The sequence below is a fragment of the Pseudomonas iranensis genome, from assembly GCF_014268585.2.
Classification (GTDB): domain Bacteria; phylum Pseudomonadota; class Gammaproteobacteria; order Pseudomonadales; family Pseudomonadaceae; genus Aquipseudomonas; species Aquipseudomonas iranensis.
Genome location: NZ_CP077092.1, coordinates 19,178 through 32,219 on the forward strand (window position 1 = coordinate 19,178; position 13,042 = coordinate 32,219).

Sequence of the window (13,042 nt, forward strand, 5' to 3'; positions counted from 1 at the left end):
GTCAGCGGCTTACAGCTTGATCCACGTCGCCTTCAGCTCGGTGTACTTGTCGAAGGCATGCAGCGATTTGTCGCGACCGTTGCCCGACTGTTTGAAGCCACCGAACGGCGCGGTCATGTCGCCGCCATCGTACTGGTTGACCCACACGCTACCGGCGCGCAAGGCCTTGGCGGTCAGGTGCGCCTTGGAGATGTCCTGGGTCCACACCGCTGCGGCCAGACCATATGGCGTGTCGTTGGCGATCTGGATGGCTTCTTCGGCACTGTCGAAAGCGATCACCGACAACACCGGGCCGAAAATCTCTTCCTGGGCAATCTTCATCGCATTGCTCACACCATCGAAAATGGTTGGCTCAACGTAAGTGCCGCCGGTCTCCTGGAGGATGCGCTTGCCGCCGGCGACCAGTTTGGCGCCATCGCTATGGCCGGATTCGATGTACGACAGCACGGTGTTCATCTGCTGGGTATCGACCAGCGCACCGACGTTGGTCGCCGGGTCCAGCGGATTGCCCGGCTTCCAGGCTTTCAGCGCCTCGATCACCATTGGCAGGAATTTGTCCTTGATCGAACGCTCGACCAGCAGACGCGAACCGGCGGTGCACACTTCGCCCTGGTTGAAGGCGATGGCGCTGGCGGCGGATTCAGCGGCGGCCTGCAGATCCGGCGCATCGGCGAAGACGATGTTCGGGCTCTTGCCGCCGGCTTCCAGCCAGACGCGTTTCATGTTCGATTCGCCGGCATAGACCATCAGTTGCTTGGCAATCTTGGTCGAACCGGTGAACACCAGCGTGTCGACGTCATTGTGCAGACCCAGCGCCTTGCCGACGGTGTGGCCATAGCCCGGCAGCACGTTGAGCACGCCTTTCGGAATCCCGGCTTCAATGGCCAGCGCAGCGATACGGATGGCGGTCAGCGGCGACTTTTCCGACGGCTTGAGGATCACCGAGTTACCGGTCGACAGCGCCGGGCCGAGTTTCCAGCAGGCCATCATCAGCGGGAAGTTCCACGGCACGATAGCGCCGACCACGCCCACCGGCTCGCGAGTCACCAGCCCCAGTTGATCATGTGGAGTCGCCGCGACTTCGTCGTAGATCTTGTCGATCGCTTCGCCGCTCCAGCTCAACGCCTGCGCCGCACCCGGTACGTCGATGTACAGCGAATCGCTGATCGGCTTGCCCATGTCGAGGGTTTCCAGCAGCGCCAGTTCTTCGGCGTGCTGTTTCAACAGGCTCGCGAAGCGGATCATGGTGGCTTTGCGCTTGGTCGGCGCCAGGCGCGACCAGACGCCGGAATTGAAAGTGGCGCGGGCGTTTTCCACGGCACGGTCGGCGTCGGCGGCGTCACAGCTGGCGATCTTGCCGAGCAGACGGCCATCGACCGGGCTGATGCATTCGAAGGTTTCGCCGGAGACGGCGTCGGTGTATTCGCCATTCAGGAAGGCGCGGCCTTCGATTTTCAGATCGCGGGCGCGTTGTTCCCAGTCGGCACGAGTCAGGGTGGTCATTCGGGTGTCCTCCTCTTATTGAATACGAGCACCGCAAGCGCTGCGGCGCTGTTCAAGAATTCTGCCCGGCCAGCCTGCACTTTCGGCCCGAGGCACCCGCCACCCTAAACCAGCGACCGGGTTTGTTTCAATATATTTGACATAAGCTGGCCATACGGCCTTGCGGTGTTCATTTTAATAAACATAGACTTTGGCCCATTCCAGCCAATGCGCCGTCACTAGCGGAGAAAACAACAATGAACATCCAGAACGTCGTCGACATCAGCCTCGCCAGCAGCGAAGCCGAGCGCTATCGCCCGGACCCGGCGAAGGTGCTCAAGGGTGACCCTGAGCAGGCGGTGTTTCATCAATACGACAGCCCTTGTGGGCAAATGGGCGTGGGCGTGTGGGAAGGCGCGGTGGGTCAGTGGACGGTGAATTACACCGAGCATGAGTACTGCGAGATTCTGCAGGGGGTTTCGGTATTGCGTGACAGCGATGGCAATGCCAAGACTTTGCGCGTTGGCGATCGCTTCGTGATTCCGGCGGGGTTTCGCGGGACCTGGGAAGTGCTGGAGGCTTGCCGCAAGGTTTATGTGATCTTTGAACAGAAGGCTTGAGATGTTTGCTGGCTGATCGGCCCTTATCGCTGGCAAGCCAGCTCCCACAGGTTCTGTGCATGACACAGGTTCTGTGAAGACCGGAAATCAATGTGGGAGCTGGCTTGCCAGCGATAAGGCCCAACCGGTCACCGCAGAATCCAAGGCAAACAAAAAAGGCCCGTATCTCACGATACGGGCCTTTTTCGCAGTCAGGAAAATCAATTACTTGATTTTGCCTTCCTTGTACATCACGTGCTTGCGAACAACCGGATCATATTTCTTGATCTCGATTTTGTCCGGGGTAGTACGCTTGTTCTTGTCGGTAGTGTAGAAGTGACCAGTACCGGCGCTCGAAATCAAACGAATCAATTCACGCATGATTAGCTCCCTTAAATCTTGCCATCGCGGCGAAGTTCGGCGAGCACGACAGTGATGCCACGCTTGTCGATGATACGCATGCCTTTGGCAGATACGCGCAGACGCACAAAACGTTTCTCTTCTTCAACCCAGAAGCGGTGATGCTGCAGGTTCGGCAGGAAACGACGACGGGTTTTGTTGTTTGCGTGGGAAATGTTATTCCCAGTCACCGGACCCTTACCGGTAACTTGACATACTCTCGACATGCCTCAGCCCTCTAAAACCACATGCCCAACCCGGCATGGGTTGGCCGCTTAATCTCTCAGTCATTTGGCGCCAGGCGCCGCGTTTCTTTAGAGGTCTTACCGGCTACACCTACAGTGAAGGAACCGGGCCCCTAGAAAAGAGCGCTGCTTTATACCAGAAAGACCGGGGTGCAACAACAATCGGTGTGCAATCAATCGGCAAAAGGGCGATTTTTTCCGCCGCAGACGCCTTGGACAAAGGCTGCGGCCAGTTTTGACCACTCGTCGCAGAAATCCCGCCCTACAGCCGATTCAGACTTTTCATCTGGCTGCCTACGCTCGAAACCGCGCAAGAGTGCGCCTGAAAATGCAAAAAGGGGATAGTCATTTGCAATTCAGAGCTCTAGGGTAGGACTTTTCCAGACTGCACTTGCAGATGGGCCTTCGATCTGTAAAGGAAACCGACCATGCGCCTCGCTGCCTTACCCCTGTTACTCGCTCCGCTGTTGCTGAGCCCCCTCGCCCAGGCCGCCGCGTTGAGCGTGTGTACCGAGGCCAGCCCCGAAGGGTTCGACGTGGTGCAGTACAACTCGCTGACCACCACCAATGCTTCGGCTGACGTACTGATGAACCGCTTGGTGGATTTCGACACCGCCAGTGGCAAGGTCATCCCGAGCCTCGCCGACAGCTGGGAAGTCAGCACCGACGGCCTCACCTATGTGTTCAAACTGCACCCGCAGGTGAAATTTCACACAACCGACTACTTCAAGCCGAGCCGCGAGCTGAGTGCCGAGGACGTCAAATTCAGCTTCGACCGCATGCTTGACCCGGCCAACCCGTGGCACAAAGTCGCCCAGAGCGGCTTCCCCCATGCGCAGTCGATGCAACTGCCGAGCCTGATCAAGAAGATCGACGCCCTCGACCCGCTGACCGTGCGCTTTACCCTCGACCATCCGGATTCGACCTTCCTCGCGACCCTGAGCATGGGCTTCGCCTCGATCTACTCCGCCGAATATGCCGACAAACTGATGAAGGCCGGCGCCACCGACAAACTCAACAGCCAGCCGATCGGCACCGGCCCGTTCGTGTTCAATCGCTTCCAGAAAGACGCGGCGATTCGCTACAAGGCCAATCCGGACTATTTCCGTGGCAAGCCTGCCGTCGACCCGTTGATTTTCGCCATCACGCCGGACGCCAACGTGCGCCTGCAAAAGCTGCGGCGCAATGAATGCCAGATTGTCCTGTCGCCAAAACCATTGGACGTACAGGCTGCGCTGAAGGAACCGTCGCTGAAAGTCGAAAAGACTGACGCGTTCATGACCGCTTTCGTGGGCATCAACAGCCAGCATCCGCCACTGGACAAACCGGAAGTGCGCCAGGCGATCAACCTCGCTTTCGACAAGGCCAACTACATCAAAGCCGTGTTCGAGGACACCGCCGAAGCGGCCAACGGCCCGTACCCGCCGAACACTTGGAGCTATGCCAAGAACCTGCCGGGCTATCCGCACGACGTGGCCAAGGCCAAGGCGCTGCTGGCCAAGGCCGGCTTGAAGGATGGCTTCCAGACCACAATCTGGACGCGTCCATCAGGCAGCCTGCTCAACCCGAACCCAAGTCTCGGCGCGCAGATGTTGCAGTCGGATCTGGCCGAGATCGGCATCCAGGCGGAGATCCGCGTGATCGAGTGGGGCGAACTGATTCGCCGCGCCAAGGCCGGCGAACACGACCTGCTGTTCATGGGCTGGGCCGGTGACAACGGCGACCCAGACAACTTCCTCACTCCGCAGTTTTCCTGCGCAGCAGTGAAGTCCGGGACCAACTTCGCGCGGTACTGCAACGCCGATCTGGACAAGCTGATCAGCGCCGGCAAGACCACCAGCGAGCAGGGCGTGCGCACCAAGCTGTATGAACAGGCACAGGCGCAGATCCAGCAGCAGGCGTTGTGGCTGCCATTGGCGCACCCGACGGCGTATGCGCTGACGCGCAAGGACATCAACGGCTATTCGGTGAGCCCGTTCGGTCGGCAAGACTATTCCAGGGTCAACCTCAAATAACCTGCCCTGCACAAAACCTGTGGATGGCATCAAACCTGTGGGAGCGAGCCTGCTCGCGAAGCCGGTCTGTCAGCAAACAATGATGCTGACTGATACAACGCCTTCGCGAGCAGGCTCGCTCCCACAAGGTCCGGAATTGGCACCGAGAACTACATCCAGCCACACTCCGCCATCGACAGCGGTTCGCCGTCTCCGACGATGAAGTGATCAAGCACTCGCACGTCAATCAGCTCCAGCGCTTTCTGCAGGCGCTTGGTCAGCAGCCGATCGGCCTGACTCGGATCGGTGTTGCCGGACGGGTGGTTGTGACAGAGGATCACCGCTGCGGCGTTATTGGCCAGCGCGCGCTTCACCACCTCCCTAGGGTGCACGCTGGTATTGTCGATAGAGCCGCGAAACAGCGCCTCGAAATTCAGCACCTGATGCTTTGAATCGAGAAACAGGCAGCCGAACACCTCGTGCGGCTCGTGCCGCAGCATCGCCTTGAGGTAATCGCGGACGACCTGTGGGTTCTCCAGTGCCGGCTTCTGTCGTGAGCGCTCGGCCAGATGGCGCTTGCTCATTTCCTGCGCGGCTTGCAGCTGGGCGAATTTGGCCGGGCCGAGGCCCATTTGTTTGCTGAATGCGTCCTGATCGGCCTCGAGCAGCAAACGCAGGCCACCGAATTGCGTCAGCAGATGTCTGGCAAGGTCGACTGCGCTTTTTCCGGGCAATCCGGTGCGCAGAAAAATCGCCAACAGCTCAGCGTCCGAAAGACTCCCTGCGCCGTGTTCCAACAGCCTTTCCCGCGGCCGTTCCGCCGCCGGCCAATCGCGAATACTCATAGCACCTCCTTGTCTGTGGGCGCCGCTGTTCCGTAGCGGTCGCTGTGATATCGTAGCCCATCTTTTTGGCGGTCGATTCAACCCTGGGGAGGGGCATCGCACCGCCGTCATCAACGAAATGAAAGGCAGACCTATGCAGCGGCTGTATCGGAAACGCATCGTTCTGGGCGTCGGCGGCGGCATTGCGGCCTACAAGAGCGCCGATCTGGTTCGCCGCCTGATCGACCAGGGTGCCGAAGTGCGCGTGGTCATGACCCATGGCGGCGCCGAATTCATCACCCCGCTGACCATGCAGGCCCTGTCGGGCCACCCGGTTCACCTCGACTTGCTCGACCCTGCCGCCGAAGCCGCCATGGGCCATATCGAGCTGGCGAAATGGGCCGATCTGGTGCTGATCGCCCCGGCCACCGCCGACCTGATCGCCCGCCTGGCCCAAGGCATTGCCAACGATCTGCTGACCACGCTGGTGTTGGCCACCGACGCTGTGGTTGCTGTCGCGCCAGCAATGAATCAGGCGATGTGGCGCGACCCGGCGACCCAGGCCAACCTGCAACTGTTGGAGAGCCGTGGCCTGAAGACTTTCGGCCCGGCCTCGGGCAGCCAGGCCTGCGGCGACGTCGGCATGGGCCGCATGATGGAAGCCACCGATCTGGCACTGCTCGCCGCCGATTGCTTCCAGCGCCAGGCATTGACCGGCAAGCATGTGGTGATCACCGCCGGTCCGACTCAGGAAAACATCGACCCGGTGCGCTACATCACCAACCACAGCTCGGGAAAAATGGGCTTTGCCCTCGCCGAAGCAGCCGTGGAAGCCGGCGCCCGAGTCACTTTGATCAGCGGCCCGGTGCACCTGCCGACGCCTGATCGCGTGACGCGGATCGATGTGGTCAGCGCCCGCGACATGCTCGCCGCCTGCGAATCGACCATGCCTTGCGACGTGTTCATCTCGTCGGCAGCGGTGGCGGACTACCGCCCGGAAGTAGTAGCTCCGCATAAACTCAAGAAAGATCCTACGAGCGGTGACGGCTTCGTCCTGCAAATGGTGCGCAACCCGGACATCCTTGCCACCATCGCGACCCGTCCCGACCGTCCGTTCAGTGTCGGCTTCGCTGCCGAAACCGAACACCTGCTCGACTACGCTGCACGCAAGCTGAAGGACAAGAATCTCGATCTGATCGTCGCCAACGACGTCGCCAACCCGAGCATCGGTTTCAACAGCGAAGAAAACGCCTGCAGCGTCATCGACCGTGAGCTGCACGCCACGGTTTTCGCCCAGACCAGCAAGAGCAAGATCGCTCGCCAACTGGTCACTTTTATCGCCGAACGTCTGAACCAGGTTTAATTTACATGCACGCTTTGCAAGCCAAGATCCTCGATCCACGCATCGGCACCGAATTCCCGCTGCCGCAATATGCCACTCCGGGCTCCGCCGGCCTCGACCTGCGCGCCATGCTGGAACAGGACATCGTGATCAAACCGGGTGAAACCGTGCTGATTCCCACCGGTCTGTCGGTCTATATCGGCGACCCGAATCTCGCCGCGCTGATCCTGCCGCGCTCGGGCATGGGCCACAAACATGGCATCGTGCTGGGCAATCTGGTCGGCCTGATCGACTCCGACTACCAGGGCCCGCTGATGGTCTCCTGCTGGAACCGCGGCCAGAGCGACTTCACCATGACCGTCGGCGAACGTCTGGCGCAATTGGTGCTGGTGCCGGTGGTGCAGGCGCATTTCGAAATGGTTGAAGAGTTTGTCGAGACCGAGCGCGGTACCGGTGGCTTTGGCCATACCGGCACCAAATAACCGGATAGAAATTATTGTGGTGAGGGGGCTTATCCCCTCACCACAAAAAATGCGCTACATCGGCAACAGGTTTTAACACCGTAATTCAAGGTTTTGCCGGCCGAAAGCCACGCCAGCCGAGGCGTCATGGCCCTTTCATAGCACGAACTCTCTGTGGAAAACGCCGTCATACCCTTCAGTTTGAGCCTGCCGTCGAATCATTCGCCGGTCTGTCCCGCCCTTTTCGAGATGGAGCATGCCCACAGATGAGCACCCCCGCCAAAATCGCCCCGAAGCTGCCTGACAGTATTTTCCGCGCCTACGACATTCGTGGCACCGTGCCGGAATACCTCAATGGTGAAACCGCTTACTGGATCGGCCGTGCCATCGGCTCGCAGAGCCTGGCCCAGGGCGAACCGAATGTGTCGGTCGGTCGCGACGGCCGCCTGTCCGGCCCGGAGCTGGTCGCGGAACTCATTCGCGGCATCGCCGAGAGCGGTTGCCACGTCAGCGATGTCGGCCTGGTGCCAACGCCAGCGCTGTACTACGCGGCCAACGTGCTCGCCGGCAAGTCCGGGGTAATGCTCACCGGTAGCCACAACCCGTCGAACTACAACGGTTTCAAAATCGTCATCGCCGGCGACACCCTCGCCAACGAGCAGATTCAGGTGCTCCACGAGCGCATCAAGAACAATGACCTGAGCAGCGGCCAGGGCAGCGTCACCCAAGTCGAAATCCTCGACCGCTACAACACCGAAATCGTCCAGGACATCAAACTGGCCCGCCGCCTGAAAGTCGTGGTCGACTGCGGCAACGGCGCGGCCGGCGTGATCGCCCCGCAACTGATCGAAGCGCTGAACTGCGAAGTCATCCCGCTGTTCTGCGAAGTCGACGGCAATTTCCCTAACCATCACCCGGACCCGGGCAAACCGGAAAACCTTGTCGACCTGATCGCCAAGGTCAAGGAAACCAACGCCGATATCGGCCTGGCCTTCGACGGCGACGGCGACCGCGTCGGCGTGGTGACCAACACCGGCAGCATCGTCTACCCGGACCGTCTGCTGATGCTGTTCGCTCGCGACGTAGTGGCGCGTAACCCGGACGCGGAAATCATCTTCGACGTTAAATGCACTCGCCGTTTGGTGCCGCTGATCAAGGAATACGGCGGTCGGCCGCTAATGTGGAAGACCGGTCACTCGTTGATCAAAAAGAAAATGAAGCAATCCGGCGCGCTGTTGGCCGGCGAAATGAGCGGGCACATCTTCTTCAAGGAGCGCTGGTTCGGTTTCGACGACGGCATCTACAGCGCCGCACGTCTGCTGGAGATCCTCAGCAAGGAAAAATCCACTGCGGAAGAGCTGTTTGCGACCTTCCCGAACGATATTTCCACGCCGGAAATCAATATCCATGTGACCGAAGAGAGCAAATTCAGCATCATTGATGCACTGCACGATGCTCAGTGGGGCGAAGGCGCCGACCTGACCACCATCGACGGCGTGCGGGTCGATTACGCCAAAGGCTGGGGCCTGGTGCGCGCGTCCAACACCACACCGGTGCTGGTGCTGCGCTTCGAGGCCGATGACGAGGCTGAATTGCAGCGCATCAAGGATGTGTTCCACGCCCAACTGAAACGCGTTGCACCTGATCTCCAACTACCGTTCTGATCCACCCGGAGCCCTGAATGACCCTCGAACGCGAAGCCGCCGCCAACACTGCCAAGGTCCTGTCCGAAGCGCTGCCTTACATCCGACGCTATGTCGGCAAAACCCTGGTGATCAAATACGGCGGCAACGCGATGGAAAGCGAGGAGCTAAAAACCGGCTTCGCCCGCGACATCGTGCTGATGAAAGCCGTGGGCATCAATCCGGTGGTCGTGCACGGTGGCGGCCCGCAGATAGGTGATCTGCTCAAGCGCCTGTCGATCGAAAGCCATTTCGTCGACGGCATGCGCGTCACCGACGCGGCGACCATGGACGTGGTGGAAATGGTCCTTGGCGGTCAGGTCAACAAAAGCATCGTCAACCTGATCAACCGCCATGGCGGCAGCGCCATCGGCCTGACCGGTAAAGATGCCGGGCTGATCCGGGCGAAGAAGCTCACCGTCTCCCGTCAGACCCCGGAGATGACCCAGCCGGAAATCATCGACATCGGCCACGTTGGCGAAGTCGTCGGCATCAATACCGAGCTGCTGAACCTGCTGGTCAAAGGCAACTTCATCCCGGTCATCGCACCGATTGGCGTCGGTGAGAACGGTGAGTCGTACAACATCAACGCCGACCTGGTGGCGGGCAAGGTTGCCGAAGCACTGAAAGCTGAAAAGCTGATGCTGCTGACCAACATTGCCGGCCTGATGGACAAGTCGGGCACCGTGCTGACCGGCCTTAGCACGCAGCAGGTCGACGACCTGATTGCTGACGGCACGATCTACGGCGGCATGCTGCCGAAGATCCGCTGCGCACTGGAGGCGGTTCAGGGTGGGGTTGGCAGTTCATTGATCATCGACGGTCGTGTGCCGAATGCGATCCTGCTGGAAATCTTCACTGATACCGGTGTGGGCACGCTGATCAGCAATCGCAAGCGTCCTTGATCGCTAATAGCTGAAAGCAAAAGATCGCAGCCTTCAACAGCTCCTACAGGGATTTCGCACACGCGAGAATCCGCTTTTGTAGGAACTGACGAAGGCTGCGATCTTTTTTGTGCGCGCAGGAAAAGCCTGACTCCACACAGCGAAACGTCCGACATCCCTTCAGAATAAATCTCCATAGGATCTTCCCCTCATCCAACGGAGATTCACTCATGCAGAAAGATTACGTTCCCTACGGCAGCGATGTTTCAGCAGGCACCTACGAATGCGTGGACTGCGGCCATCGTTATTCCAATCAAGCCAAGACTTCAATGCCGCCCTGCCCGCAGTTTCGCAAATCGGCGCATGTCCTGAACGGCTGGAAAACCCTCACCGGCCAAGGTGACGCGCCACAGGATCCGTACCCGGAGAAATCCGAAACACCAGCCGCCAGCAAAAAATAATCCCGGAGCGCCTGAGCCATGCAGATCTCGTTCACGATCGACGCCGATGCTTTCGAGCAGGAACAAAAGGAACCGGTGAAAAAGACCTTGCGCATCGGCGACGCTGAAATCGCCCATGCGCTGAAGCGCATCGCCAAAGCCAGCCTGACCGAATACCTGAAAATGCTGGTCGAGGGCGGCATGCCCAGCCGGGCCGACGAAGCCAAGCAGGATCGCCTGCTGTATCTGATTCAGAGTTACTTCGGGCAAACCCTGCCGACCGAATCGCAGATCTCGACGATCTTTCAGCTGACCCAGAGCCAAAGCAAAACCCTGTTGAAAAACACCGTTTCGCGTTTTCGCAACCAGCTCGACGACATCCTGCAGCACAGCATGCGCGCCGTAATCCAGTCCGCCGAGCATGCGCAAAACGTGTTTCTGGTGGCGATCAGCTCGGACGTGATCCGCGATGAATTGAACATGCTCATCACCCAGAACGAGCCGACCTTCAAACCCATCACCAAACGCAAGGCCAGCGCCGGGCAATTCGAGATCAGCGAAGATTCCCACGCATTGCTCTGTGCAACGCTGGGTCTGAATGCCGTTCAGTGACATCGTCGCGGTCAGTGGCTTGCTGCTGACCCTGACCACGTTCATGTTCAATCTGGCGTGGCCGGCGCTCAATGCAGCGTTGGCTGAAGATGAATTTCAAAAAGGTTCGCAGGCCCGCAAGCGCAGTCGAGACAAGGTGATGGCTGCTTTCTACTGGCGAGCATTGCCATAGACGTGCGCTTTCGTGGCGCTGTTTTACGTTAACTTGCCGGCAGCAGTCGGGATCATGCGCCGCAGCACGCTGGACCTGTGGGATTTCGATGTGGATCGCACGCTGTACGTGATGGTGGTTGTAGCGCTGCTGGTTTTTGCGCTGGTGAACGCTGCATTGGCGCTGAGACTGCTGATGAAATGGCGAAGCCTGCGTTGATCGCCAACAAAAAGACCCGGCTCAGCCTGAATGAACCGGGTCTTTTTGCTGTGGGAGCGAGCCTGCTCGCGAAAGCGTAATTTGCCTCACATCGCTGACAGGTGACGGCCATTCGCGAGCAGGCTCGCTCCCACATTGGTCAAACGCCAAATTGGGCGCGGTACGCTTCCACGGCTGGCAGGTGCTGCTTGAGCTGCGGATCGTCGGCGAGGAATTCCAGCACCTGATTCAGCGAAACAATGCTGATCACCGGGATGCCGAAGTCGCGCTCGACTTCCTGGATCGCCGACAGTTCGCCGTTGCCGCGCTCCTGACGGTTCAGTGCGATCAGCACACCAGCGGCCTTGGCGCCGTCCTGGGAAGCGATGATCTGCATCACTTCACGAATGGCGGTGCCGGCGGTGATCACGTCGTCGATGATCAGCACGTCGCCGGTCAGCGGCGCGCCAACCAGGCTACCGCCCTCGCCGTGGGCCTTGGCTTCCTTGCGGTTGAAGCACCATGGCAGGTCACGGTCGTGATGTTCGGCCAGCGCAACGGCGGTCGTGGCCGCCAGCGGAATGCCCTTATAAGCCGGGCCAAACAGAACGTCGAAGGAGATGCCGCTCTCGGCGATGGCGGCGGCGTAGAAACGCCCAAGCTGCGCCAGGGCCGAACCTGAGTTGAACAGGCCGGCGTTGAAGAAGTAGGGACTGGTGCGCCCGGACTTCAGGGTGAACTCACCGAAGCGCAAAACGCCGCGATCGATGGCAAAACGAATGAAATCGCGCTGATACGCTTGCATGAAAAAAACCCCAAATACCACGGATTTAGCTAATTAGCTTGACGCCGTGTATCATACACGCACGCGATTTTTGGGGCCATTTATGCGGATCATCAGTGTGAACGTCAATGGTATTCAGGCGGCAGTCGAGCGCGGTTTGCTCAGTTGGCTGCAAGCCCAGAATGCCGACGTCATCTGCCTGCAGGACACCCGTGCCTCCGCCTTTGAACTGGATGACCCAGCCTTCCAACTGGATGGCTACTTCCTTTATGCCTGCGATGCTGAAGTCCCTGCCCAAGGCGGCGTGGCTTTGTATTCGCGGTTGCAACCGAAGGCTGTCATCAGCGGTCTCGGTTTCGAGACGGCCGACCGCTACGGGCGCTACCTGCAAGCAGATTTCGACAAAGTCAGTATTGCCACCTTGCTGTTTCCTTCGGGGATGAACGGCGATGAGGACTTGAACCAGAAGTTCAAGCTCATGGACGATTTCGGCAAGTACCTGGACAAACAGCGACGCAAACGTCGCGAGTACATTTATTGTGGCTCGCTGTACGTTGCGCAGCAGAAGCTCGACATCAAGAACTGGCGTGACAGCCAGCAATCCCCGGGCTTCCTGGCGCCGGAACGCGCCTGGATGGACGAGATTGTCGGCAACATGGGTTATGTCGATGCCCTGCGCGAAGTCAGCCGCGAAGGCGACCAGTACAGCTGGTGGCCGGATAACGAACAGGCCGAGATGCTCAATCTGGGCTGGCGTTTCGATTATCAGATCCTGACCCCGGGCCTGCGTCGCTCGGTGCGCAGTGCACGCCTGCCGCGTCAGCCACGGTTCTCGCAGCACGCGCCGTTGATCGTCGACTACGACTGGACGCTGACCATCTAAGCGTCCTATCGCAGCCAAAGAAAATGCCCGCATCGTGAGATGCGGGCATTTTTTATGCGCCG

At 59.5% G+C, this 13,042-nt stretch carries 15 protein-coding genes and 1 pseudogene; 11 read left to right on the forward strand and 5 right to left on the reverse strand.

Translation table 11 applies throughout. The features are described 5' to 3' along the window. Positions 1-9 precede the first annotated feature (9 nt). Positions 10-1,503: an aldehyde dehydrogenase gene (locus HU724_RS00095; protein WP_016772556.1), complete on the reverse strand. Its 1,494-nt coding sequence runs from the start codon at positions 1,501-1,503 to the stop codon at positions 10-12. 236 nt (positions 1,504-1,739) lie between these two features. Between HU724_RS00095 and HU724_RS00100 the strand changes: the two genes are divergently transcribed. Next, positions 1,740-2,102, forward strand: coding sequence for a cupin domain-containing protein (locus HU724_RS00100; protein WP_016772555.1), 363 nt, complete (start codon positions 1,740-1,742; stop codon positions 2,100-2,102). Between the two features lie 204 nt (positions 2,103-2,306). On the opposite strand, the gene rpmG is transcribed toward HU724_RS00100, so the two are convergent. After that, complete coding sequence (gene rpmG, locus HU724_RS00105; RefSeq protein WP_016772554.1) at positions 2,307-2,462, reverse strand: 50S ribosomal protein L33; 156 nt, start codon at positions 2,460-2,462, stop codon at positions 2,307-2,309. An 11-nt stretch (positions 2,463-2,473) separates the two neighbouring features. Beyond that, a complete protein-coding gene (gene rpmB / locus HU724_RS00110) occupies positions 2,474-2,707 on the reverse strand; it encodes a 50S ribosomal protein L28 (protein WP_007920377.1) in 234 nt (77 codons plus the stop codon). Positions 2,708-3,153: 446 nt separating this feature from the next. Here rpmB and HU724_RS00115 point away from each other — a divergent pair, with 446 nt between their 5' ends. Beyond that, positions 3,154-4,740, forward strand: a complete 1,587-nt coding sequence (locus tag HU724_RS00115) for an ABC transporter substrate-binding protein (RefSeq protein WP_186569471.1) — start codon at positions 3,154-3,156, stop codon at positions 4,738-4,740. Between the two features lie 149 nt (positions 4,741-4,889). Here HU724_RS00115 and radC read toward each other — a convergent pair whose 3' ends face one another. After that, the gene (radC, locus tag HU724_RS00120; protein ID WP_016772552.1) at positions 4,890-5,564 is read right to left on the reverse strand and encodes a RadC family protein; all 675 of its coding nucleotides are present in this window, start codon (positions 5,562-5,564) and stop codon (positions 4,890-4,892) included. Positions 5,565-5,697: 133 nt separating this feature from the next. Here radC and coaBC point away from each other — a divergent pair, with 133 nt between their 5' ends. The 8 genes and pseudogenes from coaBC to HU724_RS27800 all read left to right on the forward strand — a co-directional run bounded on the left by coaBC (position 5,698) and on the right by HU724_RS27800 (position 11,334). Further along, complete coding sequence (gene coaBC, locus HU724_RS00125) at positions 5,698-6,906, forward strand: bifunctional phosphopantothenoylcysteine decarboxylase/phosphopantothenate--cysteine ligase CoaBC (RefSeq protein WP_186569472.1); 1,209 nt, start codon at positions 5,698-5,700, stop codon at positions 6,904-6,906. Positions 6,907-6,911: 5 nt separating this feature from the next. After that, on the forward strand, positions 6,912-7,367 hold the full coding sequence (gene dut, locus HU724_RS00130) for a dUTP diphosphatase (RefSeq protein WP_016772550.1): 456 nt from the start codon (positions 6,912-6,914) through the stop codon (positions 7,365-7,367). Positions 7,368-7,606: 239 nt separating this feature from the next. After that, positions 7,607-9,010 (forward strand): annotated as a pseudogene (locus HU724_RS00135) (phosphomannomutase/phosphoglucomutase); the annotation flags it as partial. Positions 9,011-9,027: 17 nt separating this feature from the next. Next, positions 9,028-9,933 carry an acetylglutamate kinase gene (gene argB, locus HU724_RS00140; protein ID WP_016772548.1) on the forward strand — a complete coding sequence of 302 codons (906 nt, stop codon included), beginning with the start codon at positions 9,028-9,030 and terminating at the stop codon, positions 9,931-9,933. Between the two features lie 209 nt (positions 9,934-10,142). Further along, positions 10,143-10,373: a hypothetical protein gene (locus HU724_RS00145; protein ID WP_039757370.1), complete on the forward strand. Its 231-nt coding sequence runs from the start codon at positions 10,143-10,145 to the stop codon at positions 10,371-10,373. An 18-nt stretch (positions 10,374-10,391) separates the two neighbouring features. Continuing rightward, a complete protein-coding gene (locus HU724_RS00150) occupies positions 10,392-10,964 on the forward strand; it encodes a hypothetical protein (protein WP_186569473.1) in 573 nt (190 codons plus the stop codon). Next, a complete protein-coding gene (locus HU724_RS27795; protein WP_367617194.1) occupies positions 10,951-11,136 on the forward strand; it encodes a hypothetical protein in 186 nt (61 codons plus the stop codon). The genes HU724_RS00150 and HU724_RS27795 overlap by 14 nt, the downstream gene beginning before the upstream one ends. A gap of 54 nt (positions 11,137-11,190) precedes the next feature. Further along, positions 11,191-11,334 (forward strand): hypothetical protein, encoded by a 144-nt coding sequence (locus HU724_RS27800; RefSeq protein ID WP_367617195.1) that lies wholly within the window; start codon positions 11,191-11,193, stop codon positions 11,332-11,334. Between the two features lie 139 nt (positions 11,335-11,473). Here the strand turns inward: HU724_RS27800 and pyrE are convergent, their stop codons facing one another. Then, a complete protein-coding gene (gene pyrE, locus HU724_RS00160) occupies positions 11,474-12,118 on the reverse strand; it encodes an orotate phosphoribosyltransferase (protein ID WP_076564544.1) in 645 nt (214 codons plus the stop codon). A gap of 82 nt (positions 12,119-12,200) precedes the next feature. On the opposite strand from pyrE, the gene crc reads away from it, so the two are divergent. After that, positions 12,201-12,980 carry a catabolite repression control protein Crc gene (gene crc / locus HU724_RS00165; protein WP_016772543.1) on the forward strand — a complete coding sequence of 260 codons (780 nt, stop codon included), beginning with the start codon at positions 12,201-12,203 and terminating at the stop codon, positions 12,978-12,980. Positions 12,981-13,042: the final 62 nt, after the last annotated feature.